The 14,472-nt window shown below is 70.2% G+C and carries 12 protein-coding genes; 7 read left to right on the forward strand and 5 right to left on the reverse strand.

All coding sequences use genetic code 11. From position 1 onward, the window contains the following. Window positions 1–102 precede the first annotated feature (102 nt). A complete protein-coding gene (locus AN216_RS06350) occupies window positions 103–1,821 on the forward strand; it encodes a hypothetical protein (RefSeq protein WP_244502349.1) in 1,719 nt (572 codons plus the stop codon). Window positions 1,822–1,854: 33 nt separating this feature from the next. On the opposite strand, the gene AN216_RS06355 is transcribed toward AN216_RS06350, so the two are convergent. Then, window positions 1,855–4,413, reverse strand: coding sequence for an NB-ARC domain-containing protein (locus tag AN216_RS06355; RefSeq protein WP_244502350.1), 2,559 nt, complete (start codon window positions 4,411–4,413; stop codon window positions 1,855–1,857). 462 nt (window positions 4,414–4,875) lie between these two features. On the opposite strand from AN216_RS06355, the gene AN216_RS06360 reads away from it, so the two are divergent. The 4 genes from AN216_RS06360 to AN216_RS06375 all read left to right on the forward strand — a co-directional run bounded on the left by AN216_RS06360 (window position 4,876) and on the right by AN216_RS06375 (window position 9,202). Then, a complete protein-coding gene (locus AN216_RS06360; protein WP_070195609.1) occupies window positions 4,876–5,205 on the forward strand; it encodes a plasmid stabilization protein in 330 nt (109 codons plus the stop codon). Window positions 5,206–5,360: 155 nt separating this feature from the next. Further along, window positions 5,361–5,726, forward strand: a complete 366-nt coding sequence (locus AN216_RS06365; RefSeq protein ID WP_420855692.1) for an iron-containing redox enzyme family protein — start codon at window positions 5,361–5,363, stop codon at window positions 5,724–5,726. Window positions 5,727–5,869: 143 nt separating this feature from the next. Beyond that, entirely contained in the window at window positions 5,870–7,156 is a 1,287-nt protein-coding gene (locus AN216_RS06370) for an ATP-grasp domain-containing protein (protein ID WP_070195610.1), read from the forward strand. Window positions 7,157–7,180: 24 nt separating this feature from the next. After that, entirely contained in the window at window positions 7,181–9,202 is a 2,022-nt protein-coding gene (locus AN216_RS06375) for a CocE/NonD family hydrolase (RefSeq protein WP_070195772.1), read from the forward strand. 68 nt (window positions 9,203–9,270) lie between these two features. Here AN216_RS06375 and AN216_RS06380 read toward each other — a convergent pair whose 3' ends face one another. The 4 genes from AN216_RS06380 to AN216_RS06390 all read right to left on the reverse strand — a co-directional run bounded on the left by AN216_RS06380 (window position 9,271) and on the right by AN216_RS06390 (window position 12,764). Then, window positions 9,271–10,692 carry a pyridoxal phosphate-dependent decarboxylase family protein gene (locus AN216_RS06380; protein ID WP_070195611.1) on the reverse strand — a complete coding sequence of 474 codons (1,422 nt, stop codon included), beginning with the start codon at window positions 10,690–10,692 and terminating at the stop codon, window positions 9,271–9,273. Window positions 10,693–10,859: 167 nt separating this feature from the next. Further along, on the reverse strand, window positions 10,860–12,056 hold the full coding sequence (locus AN216_RS06385; RefSeq protein ID WP_070195612.1) for an alcohol dehydrogenase catalytic domain-containing protein: 1,197 nt from the start codon (window positions 12,054–12,056) through the stop codon (window positions 10,860–10,862). 209 nt (window positions 12,057–12,265) lie between these two features. Continuing rightward, the gene (locus AN216_RS29110) at window positions 12,266–12,430 is read right to left on the reverse strand and encodes a hypothetical protein (protein WP_170843047.1); all 165 of its coding nucleotides are present in this window, start codon (window positions 12,428–12,430) and stop codon (window positions 12,266–12,268) included. Between the two features lie 73 nt (window positions 12,431–12,503). Beyond that, entirely contained in the window at window positions 12,504–12,764 is a 261-nt protein-coding gene (locus AN216_RS06390) for a DUF5133 domain-containing protein (protein WP_070195613.1), read from the reverse strand. A gap of 314 nt (window positions 12,765–13,078) precedes the next feature. Here AN216_RS06390 and ku point away from each other — a divergent pair, with 314 nt between their 5' ends. Both ku and AN216_RS30620 read left to right on the forward strand, forming a co-directional pair. Further along, window positions 13,079–14,047: a non-homologous end joining protein Ku gene (gene ku, locus AN216_RS06395; RefSeq protein ID WP_070195614.1), complete on the forward strand. Its 969-nt coding sequence runs from the start codon at window positions 13,079–13,081 to the stop codon at window positions 14,045–14,047. 147 nt (window positions 14,048–14,194) lie between these two features. Then, window positions 14,195–14,317: a hypothetical protein gene (locus tag AN216_RS30620; RefSeq protein WP_275522162.1), complete on the forward strand. Its 123-nt coding sequence runs from the start codon at window positions 14,195–14,197 to the stop codon at window positions 14,315–14,317. The last annotated feature ends 155 nt before the right edge of the window (window positions 14,318–14,472 follow it).

A 14,472-nucleotide genomic window follows, 5' to 3' on the forward strand; every position in this document is an offset into this window, starting at 1 on the left:
GTGCCGCGTGCCGCGAGCCGCGAGCCGCGAGCCGCGAGCCGCGAGCCGCGAGCCGCGAGCCGCTGACCGGCTGGGGGGTCGGGTTTGTTAGAGGCGACGGCTGTGTTCGGTAGCCAGTCGCTTCGCGTGCCCGTGGGGCGTGACGCCCGCCGCTGGAGCACGTTCCACGGGGATCGCACCCTGGTCGTCGCCGCCCGTACGGTCACCTCGACCGTGCGCGTCCTCGAGACCCTCCCGTCGCTTCTGCGCGGCGACAGCCGTGTGACGGTCGTCTTCGCCCACGACCCCACGTCCGCCTTCAACGCCGATGTCCTCGACCTCCTGCGCACCGCGGGGTGTCGCGTCATGCCCTGGCAGCAGTTGGAGCACATCGACCCTGATCTCATCCTCTCCGCCAGCGAGAACATCGACGTACCAGAAGGCGACTGTCCGGTGCTGGTGCTCCCGCACGGCGTCGGTTTCCAGAAACTCGTTCCGGATTCACGGAGTTCGCGTGCCAGGCTCTCCGGGGTCGTGCCGGAGTCCCTGTTGGAGTCCGGGCGCGCCTGGCTGGCTGTCTCGCATCCCGCCCAGGAGGCGCAGTTGCTCGCCGCCCACCCGAAGGCGGCCGGACACACGCTGCTGGTCGGCGACCCGTGCTTCGACGAGATCGCGGTCAGCCGGCCACTCAGGAACGCCTACCGGGAGGCGTTGGGTGTCTCCGAAGATCAACGCCTGGTCGTCGTCAGCTCCACTTGGGGACCGACCTCGACCCTGGGCAGACACCCGGACCTGCCGCAGCGTCTCCTCGCCCAACTGCCGTACGACGACTACCGGGTCAGCGCGATCATCCACCCCAACGTGTGGTCGGCACACGGCGCCTGGCAGATCCGCACCCTGCAAGCCGCCGCCCTGGACGCCGGATTGCTGCTGATGCCGGCCGTCCACGCCTGGCGGCCCGCGCTCGTCGCCGCCGACGTGGTCGTGGGCGACCACGGATCGGTCACGTTGTACGGCGCCTCAGCTGGTACGCCGCTGCTGCTCGCCTCGTTCGGAGAGGACGCGGTGCCCGGGACGGCCGTCCACGACCTGGCGGCCGTCGCACCGCGGCTCGACACCGGCGGGGACATGCTCCAGCAGGTGGCGGACGTCGTACACGAGCACAGGCCCGACCGGTACGCCGCGATCGCCGCTCGGGCGTTCGCCGAACCGGGGCGGTCGCTCGCCCGGCTCCGCACCGCTCTCTACCGTCTGTTGAGGCTCCCGGAACCGTCCTCCCCGCCGCCCTCGCCGCTGGCGCTGCCGGTACCGGATTCGCCCGCCTCGCCGGTCTCCTCCTGGCACACGACCAGCAGTGTCACCGGAGACCGCGCCGCGCCGACGGTCGAGGTGTGCCGCTTCCCCGCGGCCGCCTTCGCGTACGACCGGGCACTCCCGGACTCCGCCACCTCGTTCTCCCACCTCGCCTGCGCGGACGACGAGCGTGACCACCGGCTCACCGAGAGCGCCTCCGTACTCGTACGGCGTCAACCGGCGTCGACCTCGGTCGAGGCTCTGCGCTGGATCGCTGACACGCTGACCCGGCTGCCGGGGAGCCTCCTCTCGGCCTCGGCCGTACGCGGCGACTGCTGTCTGGTCGGGCTCAGGGACGGCCGGATCGTGGCGGCGGCGACCACCGGACCAGCAACGGACCCGGGACTGTCGGCCGCGGTCGTCTACGCCTGTCTGCGCGCGGGGCGTCCGCTGGACGACGCCCAGGTGACGCTGCGGGTCGGTGACAGGCGGGACGAGGACGTCCTCCTGCGCCTTCGTCCCACCGGGTCGGCCGGACAGCTGCCGTAGTGCCGGCCGGTTCCTGGGTCCTGGACACCGGCATCAACGACCAAGAGCGTCCAACCGCCACCGCAGTCCCTCCACGAGGGGGCTGTCGGCCGCTTCGTGGATCTCGAGGGCCCGGTTCAGGCACTCGCGGACCAGGCCCTCCCGGCCGTTGGTCCGCCCGGCGACGTCAGCGAGTCGCACCAGGGCCTGCGCCTCGTAGTGCGTCGCCTCCGCCTCGCCCAGGGCCTGTGCCCCGGCGCGCAGTTCACGGATCGCGTCCTCCGTCTCCCCGAGGTGATCGTGTACGACACCGATGGCGGCGGTCACCCGGGCCGCCATCCGCTGGTCAGGTTCCGTACGGGTCGCCAGGTCCTGCCGCGCCTGCCGCAGCGTGACCATGGCCGACAGGTGATCACCCTGGGCGTCCTGCGCGCACCCGAGGAAGAACGCGGCGATGGCCGCGCCACGGAACTCCTCGGCCCGCTCATTGAGTTCGCGGGAGAGCTGATACGCCTCGACGGCCCGGGACGGTTCGAACAGATCCCGATACCGTCCGAGGAACTCGTGTACGGAGGCGCGCAGCACGAGGTGACCGGACGCCTCGGCAAGGGCGGCCGCCTTGTCCAGTTCGCCTCCCGCGCGGTCGTTCTCGCCGAGGTCCAGCAGCGGGCGCGACAGCAGGCTGCGCAGTCGGCCCTCGGCCGCCGTGGCCTCCGCGATCTCCCCCGCCGTCTCCGCCGACGCCACGGCTGCCGCGGCTGCCTCGGCGCCCAACTCCAGCGACTCCCGCCACGCCCCGAGGTAACGGCGGTACAGGAACAGCGCCGTGAACGCCTCAGCCAACTGCCAGGCCAGTGTGTTCAGCCCGTGCCGGACCGCGGCCCGCAGCACTGCCAGGACGGCGTGACGCTCGGTGTCCAACCACTCCAGCGCGGGCGGACCACCGGCCACGGCGAAGGGGTCGTCGGCGTCTCGTAGCAGGGCGGACAAGTCGGCGATCCGCAGCCGGTCGCGCCGGAGTGCCCGATCAGCGAAGGCGGTGAGGGCGAGATAGTGTGTGCCCACTCGTTCCGTCAGCGCCGCCCGCTCGCTCTCCCGCTCCTCCGCCGTCGCGCGCTCCCGGGCGTGCAGACGCACCAGATCGTGCATACGGTATCGGCCGTCCCCCACGGCCTCCACCAGACTCGCCTTCGCCAGGACGCCCAGCAGGCGCTTCGCGCTCCTCGCGTCGGTGCCGGTGCCGGTGCCGGTGCCGGTGCCGGTGCCGGAGTCAGTGTCAACGGCGACGGCGACCGCGGCCACCCCGGCGTCGAAGACGCCGTACGGCAGCCATCCAAGCAGCCGGTAGAGCCGAGCCGCGTCAGGCGGCAGCAGCCGGTAGGAGGAACCCAGAACCGCGGACACCAGGGACTCCTCTCCGTCCAGTGCCATACCGGCCAGTCTCCCGGCCTCGTCGTCCAGTTCGGCGGCGAGTTCCGCCATGCTCAGGGTGTCGTCGGTGACCAGTCGCGCCGCCACGACCTGCAGGGCCACGGGCAGCCCGCCGCACAGTCCCACCAGACGCTCCGCGGCCTCCCGCTCGGCCTCGACCACCTCCTCGCCGCACCGGTCGCTCAGCAGTGTCAGCCCACCGCGCGCGTCCAGCGGTTTCAGGGAGATCAACCGCGCCCCGTCCATGGCCAGTTCACCCAGCCTGCGCTGGCTCGTGACCAGCACCGCGCTACCCGGTCCCTTGGGGATCAGCGCACGCACCTGGGCGGGCTGGTCCACATCGTCGAGTACGAGCAGTAAGCGCAGGTTGGCCGAGCGCGACCGGAACAGGTTGCTTCGCTCGGCGAGTGAACCCGGGATGCCGTCGTCGCCTCCCGGCAGCGACCTCAGGCACATCGCGAGAGCCTCGGAGACGTCCCCACCAGCGGCGGTCACCGATGCGGACTGGTCACGCAGGGCCGCGAAATCCACGTACAACTGTCCGTCCGGGAAGAGACCCCGGTACATCGCGGCCCACTGCCAGGCCGTCGTCGTCTTGCCGACGCCGGCAAGCCCGTCCAGTACGCCGACCTCCACGGCGAGGGAACCCGCCGGTCGCGCTCCGAGTGCTTCGTCCAGAGCGGCGAGTTCGGCCGTACGGTTACTGAACGGCGCCGTCAGGGGAGGGACCTGATCAGGCCGGTCCGACGAACCCGCGCCGGACACGGGCACTGACCCCACGTTGAAGGTGATGCCTCCGTGCACCTGCGTCCCGTGGAAGACCGGGCCGTGGTTCACCACTGCACCAGCGAGCTGCACGAACGTGCGCGAGGTGTCAGGCGCCAGCTCGGACAGCAACCGGGCCAACTCCGCTGCCGCGCCGGGGTCTTCCTGGAACATGTCCGCGAGTCGCCGCCGCCACCGGTCCTGGAGGTCCGCCTGGGCTCCGACATCGCCCGCCGCCCGGGCACTGTCCAACTCCTCACTCGCGGCCTGGAGTTCCTCCTCGGAGTCGTCGTCCGAACCACGCCGTCCGAAGAAGCGCGCCAAGCCACCCTTCGCGCTCTCCCATGAGTCCGAAACCATCACTCCGACCAGGGACGTCGCCCCCGTCGCCGCGAGAGCGGCCAACTCGGCTTCCACACTTCCCCCTTCGCCCAGTACGACCACGCAGGCCAGCGGACTCCACGGTAGAGAGGTCTCGGGGACTTGGACAGCCCGGCACGCTGGGGCGCCCGCGCCCGTGGCGAACAAGCCTGCTCGGGGCCTCCCGGCACCCTGGCGGCCCGCCGCCCGCTTGCGGTGTGCGGAAAGCCTGGAACCGCACCACTCGGTCGCTGGACGAGCGCGGCCGAACCGGAACGCTACGAGTCTCCTGGTGCCTGAAGAACGCCGTCAGGCCGCCTGTGCGAGCTGCTGCTGACCACCGAGCGTGACGATAGCTGGTGGAACCATCCGACCTCGGGGTCCAGGTGGCAGGGCACGCTGACGAGAATCACGTTGGAAGTTGGGTACCCGACCCGAAGGCAGGGTTTCGCCGCGTGCGCATCCGTGCGCCCGGCTCGGGAGCCAAGCAGCTCGGACAGAAACGGAGAGGAGAGCACCATGCCTGCGGGCTCGAACAAGAAGCGTGAACGGCAGTACGAGCACATCAAAGCGGGCCAGAAGGAACGGGGCACCTCTGAGCAGCGGGCGGAGGAGATCGCCTCCCGCACCGTCAACAAGGAACGCGCACAGACCGGCGAGGCAGGACGGGCCAGCCGTACCTCCACACAGGACAAGTCAGCGTCGCGTCGCGGTGGCGAACGCTCCGGCAACCGCAAGGGCCCGATCAGCCCCACCCGCGACCAGCTGTACAACGAGGCAAGGCAGAAGGGCATCGACGGGCGCTCCAAGATGAACAAGGAGCAGCTCTCCCGCGCCGTCGGCCGGTGATCCGGAGCGCGGGCGGGCGAGAAGGCCACTGGGAGGCTCGTGTGGTCAGCACGACTGACCTCCGACCGGAGGCGGATGGAGGATCTGGGTCTCGATTCCTCGTACGGCGAACACCCCGACGCGGCTCCGCGGAAGCCCTGGCCACGGTGAACGTGATGTCCCTGTTCGGACTGCATCGTGCCTGGCGGGGTGCTCTCGTGGGCCACTTCGCCGTCCCGGAGACGACGTCGTCCCCGGCGCGCGACGCTTGGCTCGGGCGATGCGCCGCGCGGGGGCCGGGACCGCCGGCCCAGCACTTCTACGACGAGCACGTGGAAGCGGACGCGGTCCATGAGCAGGTCGTCCGTCGCGACGTGCTCGGAGGGCTGCTGCTCGAGGACGAGCCGCAGCTCGCTCCGGACGTCGCCTTCGCAATCCAGGCGACCACTCATCTGGAGGACCGGCTCGCCGAAGCGCTCCTCTCGGCCTGGCGGGAGGAGCGCACAGCGCTGCGCGCGTGGGAACGCCGGCGCGGTGCATGAACGCACCGGCCTCGGAAACACGGCCGGTGAAACGCGGAGCCGACGATGCCGCTGGAGTGCTCCCCACGCCAGGACATGGAGTGTGGCCGCCGTGCCGTGGACGACCGCGCGGATCGCCTGTACAGGGCGGGGAATGGCTAGCTATGAGGCCAAACAAGGAAAAGGCCGACAACATCTTCGTGATCGGAATGGATGAGCGTAATCGGGAGCTTCTGAGTAATCTACCCCACCTCGCCGCCTACCGCTTCCACACGCTCCTGCGCAAGGAAGAGCTCATGGAGCGGGAAACGGTGTCGTTGCGGGATCTGCTGGACAAGGCGGAGAGCAGGCTGGCGGACTTCGACGGGCAGGTCGACGCCATCGTCGGCTACTGGGACTTTCCCGTGAGTTCGATGGTGCCGATCCTGTGCGCGCGCCACGGTCTGCCTTCCGCACCTCTGGAGGCCGTCGTCAAGTGTGAGGACAAGTACTGGAGCCGGCTGGAGCAGCAGAAGGTCTGTGACGCCCACCCGCCGTTCGCACTCGTCGACCTCGCCGACCCGAGGCCGCCCCCGACGCTTTCCTTCCCGATGTGGCTGAAACCCGTGAAGTCTCGCTCCTCCGAGCTGGCGTTCAAGGTCGAGGGGCCTGGGGAACTCGTCGACGCGGCAGCTCGGATCCGGGAGGGCATCGGCCGGATCGGGGAGGCGTTCGACGTCGCTCTCTCGATGCTCGACCTTCCGGAGGAGGTGGCACGGGCCGGTGGCCAGGCGTGTCTGGCCGAGGAGGAGATCTCGGGGCAGGAGGTCACGGTGGAGGGCTACTGCCTCAACGGCGAGGTCGAGATCTACGGGGTGATCGACTCCGTGCTGTATCCGGGGACCTCGAGCTTCCTGCGGTACCAGTACCCGACCTCGCTGCCCGAGGACCTGGTCCAGCGGCTGACCGACACTTCCCGGCGGGTCGTACGGCAGCTCGGGCTGGACTATTCCACTTTCAACATCGAGTACTTCGTGGACCAGGAGCGGGACCGGATCGACATCGTGGAGGTCAACCCGAGGTTGTCGCAGTCCCACGCCCCGCTCTTCGAGTACGTCGACGGAGCGCCCAACCACGAGTGCATGATCAGCCTGGCTCTGGGCCGCGCCCCCTGTCTGCCCCGTCGCCAGGGCCCGTACGGCGTCGCCGCGAAGTGGTTCCTCAGGGCCTTCTCCGACGCCCACGTACGCAGTGTGCCGACCAAGGACGAGATCGCCCGGGTCGAGCGGGAGGTGCCGGGCGCGACCGTCGACATCGTCGCCGAGGAGGGACGGTGGCTGTCCGAACTGCCGATGCAGGACAGTTACAGCTACGAACTAGCGGCCCTCTACATCGGAGCCGCCGACGAGACGGACCTCCAGGAGAAGTACGAGCACTGTCTGGCGCTCCTGCCCTTCGCCTTCGACGACTAGGAGGATCGTATGGCGGCCTCGAAACTGAGGGAAGTCAACCCCGGACCCCTCCCGATCCAGGAGGAGGAACACGTGTGGGTCCCCACGCGGGACGGGGCACGGCTGGCCGCACGCATCTGGCGTCCGATCGCCTCCGACACCGAACCGGTGCCGGGAATCCTGGAGTTCATCCCCTACCGCAAGCGTGACCTCACCGCCCTGCGGGACTCCATCCACCACCCCTACCTGGCCGGCCACGGTTACGCCGGTGTGCGGGCCGACCTGCGGGGCAGCGGGGACTCCGAAGGGGTGCTCGTCGACGAGTACGTGGAACAGGAGTTCCGAGACGCCGAGGACGTACTCGCCTGGGTCGCCAAGCAGCCGTGGTGCAGTGGCCGCACCGGGATGATGGGCATTTCCTGGGGCGGCTTCAACGCCCTCCAACTCGCGGCCCGCCGGCCCGAGAGCCTCGGCGCGATCGCCGCCCTCAGCTTCAGTGACGACCGCTACGCCGACGACGTGCACTACATGGGAGGGTGCCTGCTCAGCGACAACCTCTCGTGGGCGTCCACGATGTTCGCGTACACCTCGTGCCCGCCCGACCCGCAGGTGGTCGGCTCCCGCTGGCGGGAGATGTGGCACGAACGGCTCGACGCGATGGAACCCTGGATCGCCGAGTGGCTGCGGCACCAGCGGCGGGACGCCTACTGGCGACGCGGCTCGGTGTGCGAGGACTACTCCGACGTCGGCTGCCCGGTGCTCGCCGTCAGTGGCTGGGCCGACGGCTACTCCAACGCCGTCTTCCGGCTGATGCAGCAGCTCACCGTGCCCCGCCGTGGCCTCATCGGCCCTTGGTCGCACAAGTACCCGCATCTTGGACAGCCCGGGCCCGCCATCGGCTTCCTGCAGGCCCTCGTGCGCTGGTGGGACCACTGGCTCAAGGACGAGGACAACGGCGCCATGGACGGACCGATGCTGTGCACCTGGATGCAGGAGAGCATGCCGCCCTCCACCGCCTACGACGAACGCCCGGGCCGCTGGGTGGGCGAACCGGGCTGGCAGTCGCCCCACGTGGAACGCGTCCGGTACCCGTTGGGCGATCACCGGATCGGCCAGCCCGGGGAGCAGCTCGACGCTCCCCCGTTGAGCGTGGAATCCCCGCTGTCCGTGGGCCAGTTCGCCGGCAAATGGTGCTCGTACAACGCGCCTCCGGACCTGCCGTACGACCAGCGGGAGGAGGACGGCGGCTCGCTGGTCTTCGAGAGCGCGCCCCTGACGGGCAGGTGCGAGATCCTGGGCGGGCCGGTACTCCACGCCACGCTCGAGGTGGACCGGCCGGCCGCGATGGTGGCCGTGCGACTGTCGGACGTGGCACCGGACGGACGCGCGACGCGGGCGACGTACGGGCTGCTCAACCTCACACACCGGCGTGATCACGCCGAGCCGGAGGCGCTCGAGCCCGGCGAACGCTATCGCGTGCGCGTTCAACTCAACGGTGTGGCACAGGCGTTCCCGGCGGGCCACCGTATCCGGATCGCGTTGTCGACCTCGTACTGGCCCTTGGCGTGGCCGCCGCCGGAACCGGTGCGGCTGGTGGTGCATCCCCAGGACAGCGAACTGGAACTGCCGGTCCGCTCGTCGGCGGCGGACGGGGTGCCCGCCCCGGTCTTCGAGGAGCCTGAGGGAGCTCCGGCGTTGACGAGCACCATGATTCGGCCGGGTGAGCAGCGTTGGACGCTGTCCCGCGATCTCGTCGAATACCGCTCGGCTCTCGAGGTCGTCAAGGACCTCGGTGTCGTACGCATGGACGACACCGACCTGGAACTGACCCGACGGGCCGTTGAGCGGTACAGCTGGATCGGTGACGACTTCGCGTCCGTGCGCGGCGAGATCGAGTGGGTGATGGGCTTCGCCCGCGGCGACTGGGACGTACACACCACGACGCGCACCGTGTTGACGTCCGATGCCGCGAACTTCCTCGTGCACGCCACGATGGACGCGTACGAGAACAACCGCCGGGTGCGCTCCCGCAACTGGGAGTGGACCATCCCACGAGATCACGTCTGAGGCCGGGGACGCCGGCGGGCCGTGGGCCCGCCTCGCGACGGCGGTCTCCGAGCCCGGTCCCGCGCCGGTCAGGAGCATGCGTCGCGGAAGCGACGGATGATCTCCTCGGCGCTGCGGTCGATGTCCCCGGGCGTGGTGAGCCAGGAGCATACCGACACCCTCATCACCCTCCGGCCCGCGAAGTGCGAGCCGCTCAACCAGCAGACGCCGTCCTGCTGGACCCGCCGGATCACCTCCTTCGTGAGCGCGTCCCGGGCACGGTGCGGCGCCTCGAAGCGTACGAGGACCTGGTTGAGGACGACGTCGTTGACGATCTCGACGCCCGGTTCCGCCGCGAGGCGAGCCGCCATCCGCCGGGCGAGTTCGACGTTACGGTCGACCAGGCGGCTCACGCCCGACCTGCCCAGCGTACGCAGCGCCGCGTACACCGGAACGGAGCGCGCCCTTCGCGACCAGTCGGGCACTGTGTTGATCTGGTCCCGCTGCTCGGACGCCTCGAGATAGTCGGCCGCGACACCCACGGCGGCTCGGTGCGCGGCGGGGTGCGCCACGAGGACGATGCCGCAGTCGAAGGGGGTGTTCAGCCACTTGTGCGCGTCGGTCGTCAGGGAGTCGGCGAGGTGTGCCCCCTCCAGCTGACGACGATGCTGGTCGCTGGCCAGTGCCCACAGGCCGATGGCCCCGTCCACGTGGACCCAGCCGTCTCGGGCGTGGACACGTTCACACACTTCCGCGAGGGGGTCGACGGCACCCGTGTTGATGTTCCCCGCCTGTACGCACACGATCGGCGGGCCTTCGACCGACTCCAGCGCGGCGGCGAGAGCGGGGAGTTCGACGGCGCCCTCGGCGTCACACGCGAGCGTGTGCACGCTTGTCCCCATGCCCAGGAAACGCAGGGCGCGGTCGATCGAGGCGTGCCGCTGCTCACTCACGATCACCGGGATACGAGGCGCCTGCCACAGTCCGTCCGTCTCGACGTCCCAGCCAGCGGCGGCGAGCAGCTGATGCCGGGCCGCCGCGAGGCCGGTGAAGGCCGCCATCTGCGTGCCGGTGGTGAACCCGACGGACGTGTGACCGTGAAGCCCGAGCAGGTCGACCAGCCACTCCGCGCAGATGTCCTCGAGGACGGCGACGGCCGGGCCGCACGAATAGAGGGTCGTGTTCTGGTCCCAGGCCGTGACCAGCCAGTCCGCTGCCGCCGCCACGGGAAGGGAGGAACCGATGACATAGCCGAAGTAGCGTGGGCCCGCGCTGCCCGTCGCCCCGAGCTCACCGGCTCGCGCGAGGGCGTCAAGGGTCTCGGACGCGTCCTCACCGTCCTCGGACAGGCCCCCGGCCCCGAGGACTCCACGCAGTTGGTCGGGTGTGACAGACGGGAAGACGGGACGCCGCGCCACGGACGCGCGCCAGTCCAACGCGTGCTCGTACGCCCGGTGCAGCAACGCGGGGAACCCGTCTTCCGTGGTCTCCCCGGGTCCGTGAGCGTCCATGTCCAACGTTCCTCCACCGTACGGCTGTCGCGTTCGGCGCCCGATCCGCGTTCTTCAGGCCGTGCCATCCTGTCCGGGTACGGGGTGCGAAGCCCGGCGGAAATCGGACGACACGGTCTGTTCGCCGGGCGACGGGGAGAGGAAGACGGAGACTCGTCCCGAACGGCTCAGGAGGAAGAGGCTGCCGGTTTCAGCAGGGTCTTGATCATCCCGTCCTCCTTGCGCTGGAAGGTGCCGTAGGCTTCGGCGGCGTTCTCCAGCGGGAGCATGTGGGTGGCGAAGGCGTCCACGTCCAACGGATCGTCATCGGTCAGCAGGGGCATGATGTCGTTCACCCAGTGCCGTACGTTCGCCTGACCCATCCGCAACTGGATCTGCTTGTCGAACATCTGAAGCATCGGCAGTGGGTCGACGGCCCCGCCGTAGACGCCGGAGACGGAGACGGTGCCACCGCGCCGCACCACGTCGAAGGCCGTGTGCAGCGCTGAGAGCCGGTCAACTCCCGCGCTCTGCATCATCTTCCGGCCCACGGGCTTGGGCAGTGAGCCGACCATCCGGTGCGCGGCCTGGGCCAGTGGCGCGCCGTGGGCTTCCATGCCGACGGCGTCGATGACCGCGTCCGTGCCCCTGCCCCGGGTCAACTCCCGTACGGCTTCGCCGAGGTCCCGGTACTCGCGGGTGTCCAAGGCGTGCACACCACGCGCGCGGGCCCGCTCCAGCCGCTCGGCGATCAGGTCGACGCCGATGACCAGCCCGGCGCCCTGGTGCATGGCGATACGACAGGCCATGTCGCCGATCGGGCCGAGGCCCAGCACGGTGACGCTGCCGCCGGCGGGGATGTCGGCGTATGCCACGGCCTGCCAGGCGGTCGGCAGCACGTCGGAGAGGTAGACGAAGCGTTCGTCCGGTGGTCCGTCGGGCACCCGGACGGGCAACTCGTTGCCGAACGGCACCCGCAGGTACTCGGCCTGGCCCCCGGGCACCTGTCCGTAGAGTTTGCTGTAGCCGAACAGCGCCGCTCCGGTCCCGTGTGCGCGTACCTGCGTGGTCTCGCACTGCGAATGGAGGCCCTGGCCGCACATCCAACAGGTCCCGCAGCTCACGTTGAACGGCATCACGACCCGGTCGCCCGGGGCGATCTCGGTGACTCCGGGGCCGATCTCCTCAACCACCCCCATCGCCTCGTGTCCGAGCACGTCCCCCTGGTCGAGAAACGGGCCCAACACCTCGTACAGGTGCAGGTCGGAACCGCAGACCCCGGTCGTGGTGACACGGACGAGCGCGTCGTCCGGCTCGATGATCTCCGGGTCCGGCACGGTCTCGACACTGACGTTGTGCTTGCCCTGGTAGGTGAGTGCCCTCATCGTGTTCTCCTCCTCGTCGAAGCGAGTCGGGACGTCCGTGCTGGTTCCCGTCGCGCGGCCGGGCTCAGGCTCTGGCTCCGGGCGCCACCGCGCCCTGACGGGAAGCGGACGTCGAGCTGACCGAGCCAGCACAGCCGCGGTAGCCACGGTGCGGTCTGGTAAACCTGCCGCGGTCAGCCGGCCGCGTACCGACCACCCCCCGGGCGCCCTCAGCCACGCCCCTCGATCCGCTCGGCGGCGCGCCGTATCGCCTCGTGGTCGGCGACGTCCGCCGACACCGCGAGTCCGACCGCCAGTTCCCGCACCGTCGCCCGACCGACCACGGATGAGCCACCGGTCACCACCACGACGGGTGCCCGCGGTCCTGGCGCCATCGCCATCTCCCTGGTTCGTCTGGGGCCTTCGGGTCAGCGGTGGGCCGACCACGCGTGGACGCGCGCCGTCCCGTCACGCCCCGCTCACCCTCGCCCGGGGACGCCGTGTGGACCACGTACGGGCACGGTCGGCGGCGTGCGCGGCGGTCAGTTGGCGCTCGGCGGCGCGAAGGGCGGTGTCGATGTCGCTGGTGCCGGTGGAGACGCACAGGGTGTAGGCGACGTCGTCCATCCGCTGCCGCGCTTCCCGGGTGCCTCGTTCGGCATAGAGGGCTTGCACGGCCTCGTACCGAGCGAGCAGGTTCTGGAGGATGGCGGGACGGGCCAGCAGCATGGTGGAGGGCTCCTTCACAGGGCAGGGGGGTCCGCGGGGCGACGGCGCACTCGCGCACGGGTGGCGCGGGCGCGCGCCGCGGGGTGAACTGCGGGCGAACACGTCTCAGGGGACGCCGCCTCCCGGAGAAGCGACCTCCAGGAAGCTCGCCCGCGTGTGCGGCGAGGTCCGTCGTACGGCTCGCACGCTCTCCTGCGGGTCTCCCCGGCGGATCGTACGAAACATGCCCGCTCGGAAAATCCGCGCGTGCCGAGTCACCGGGAGGCGGCGAGAATGGAACACGAACCCACCGTCCGCTTTCCGAGGAGCGAACCATGGCACGTGCGGTGTGGTCGGGATCGTTGACCTTCGGGCTGGTCAGCCTGCCGGTGCAGCTCGCGACGGCCACCAGCTCGCACACGGTCGGCTTCCGACAGGTGGAGCGCGGCACCTCCGACCGGGTGCGCAGCCGGCGCGTCAACGAACGAACCGGCGAGGAAGTCCCGTACGACAAGATCGTCAAGGGGTACGAAACCGGCGAGGGCGCATACGTGATCGTCGAGCCGGAGGAGGTCGACGAGATCACCCCGGGACGCTCGAAGAACATCGAGATCTCCGGTTTCGTCGACCTGGACACCATCGACCCGATCTTCTTCGACACGACGTACTTCCTCCAGCCGCGCAAGGAGCACACCAAGACGTACGGCCTGTTGCGGGACGCCCTCGCCGAGACCAACCGCGCGGGCATCGCCACGATGAGCATGCGCCAGAAGGAGTACCTCGTCGCCGTACACGAGGAGGACGGGGTGCTGGTCATGCAGACCCTGCACTGGGCGGACGAGGTACGGGACCCGCACGAGACGCTCGACAACCTGCCCTCCGACTCCGCGGTCGGCGCCAAGGAACTCCGGATGGCCACCCAGCTGATCGAGACCATGGCCATGGAGTGGGACCCGGAGGAGTTCCACGACCGCACCCACGAACGGATTCAGGAGCTGATCGCGGCCAAGCGCTCCGGTGAGTCGGTGACCAAGGCAACCGCTCCGCCGGAGTCGACGAACGTGGTGGACCTGATGTCGGCCCTGGAACAGTCCGTGGACAAGGCTCGGCAGGGCCGCTCCGCCAAGCGCTCGGGACGGGCCGGCGGGCGTACGAGCGGCGGAGCCGACGACGCGGCACTGGACGAGTGGACGAAGGAGCAGTTGTACCAGCGGGCGTCCGAACTCGACGTGAGCGGACGCTCCCGTATGAACCGCGCCGAACTGCGTGAGTCCGTCGCGAACGCCTCCCGACCCGCGGCCTGACCGGCCCGGACGCACGTGCCGCCGGGTGCCGGTCGGCGGTGCGAGGCGCGGGGTACGCGGTCGGATGGCCGTGCGTGGGCGTGTGGTCGTACGCACGCGTGGCACCCGTGCGGCGGCGAACAGGACCGTACGAGAGGAGGCGCCCGCGTGCAGGGGCACGGCGACGAGGAGCCGGAGAGGTCCGAGGACGGGCACAGCGGCGAGGCGGGCGACGCACTGCGGCCGAACGAGAAGCGCCAGGAGTGGGCACACGGCGAGCCGCCCGAGTGAGCGGAACACCCGGACCAGTGGCGGAACTTCGCGGGGGGCTCGTTGCGGATGACGCCTGTGCGGATCGAACGCACGGCACCCGCCTCGGCACGGTCAAGGGCTACGACGGCTCTCCGCCGCGAGCGCCGGCGCTCGCGGCGGCGCCGTGGAACACG

This window comes from Streptomyces oceani (assembly GCF_001751245.1).
Classification (GTDB): Bacteria; Actinomycetota; Actinomycetes; order Streptomycetales; family Streptomycetaceae; genus Streptomyces; species Streptomyces oceani.

Excerpts from the sequence above, each read along its gene's own strand:
- ku (WP_070195614.1), top strand. The coding sequence starts at position 13,079 with ATGGCACGTGCGGTGTGGTCGGGATCGTTGACCTTCGGGCTGGTCAGC.
- AN216_RS06380 (WP_070195611.1), bottom strand. The coding sequence starts at position 10,692 with ATGGACGCTCACGGACCCGGGGAGACCACGGAAGACGGGTTCCCCGCG.
- AN216_RS06385 (WP_070195612.1), bottom strand. The coding sequence starts at position 12,056 with ATGAGGGCACTCACCTACCAGGGCAAGCACAACGTCAGTGTCGAGACC.
- AN216_RS06360 (WP_070195609.1), top strand. The coding sequence starts at position 4,876 with ATGCCTGCGGGCTCGAACAAGAAGCGTGAACGGCAGTACGAGCACATC.
- AN216_RS06390 (WP_070195613.1), bottom strand. The coding sequence starts at position 12,764 with ATGCTGCTGGCCCGTCCCGCCATCCTCCAGAACCTGCTCGCTCGGTAC.
- AN216_RS06365 (WP_420855692.1), top strand. The coding sequence starts at position 5,361 with ATGTCCCTGTTCGGACTGCATCGTGCCTGGCGGGGTGCTCTCGTGGGC.
- AN216_RS29110 (WP_170843047.1), bottom strand. The coding sequence starts at position 12,430 with ATGGCGCCAGGACCGCGGGCACCCGTCGTGGTGGTGACCGGTGGCTCA.
- AN216_RS06370 (WP_070195610.1), top strand. The coding sequence starts at position 5,870 with ATGAGGCCAAACAAGGAAAAGGCCGACAACATCTTCGTGATCGGAATG.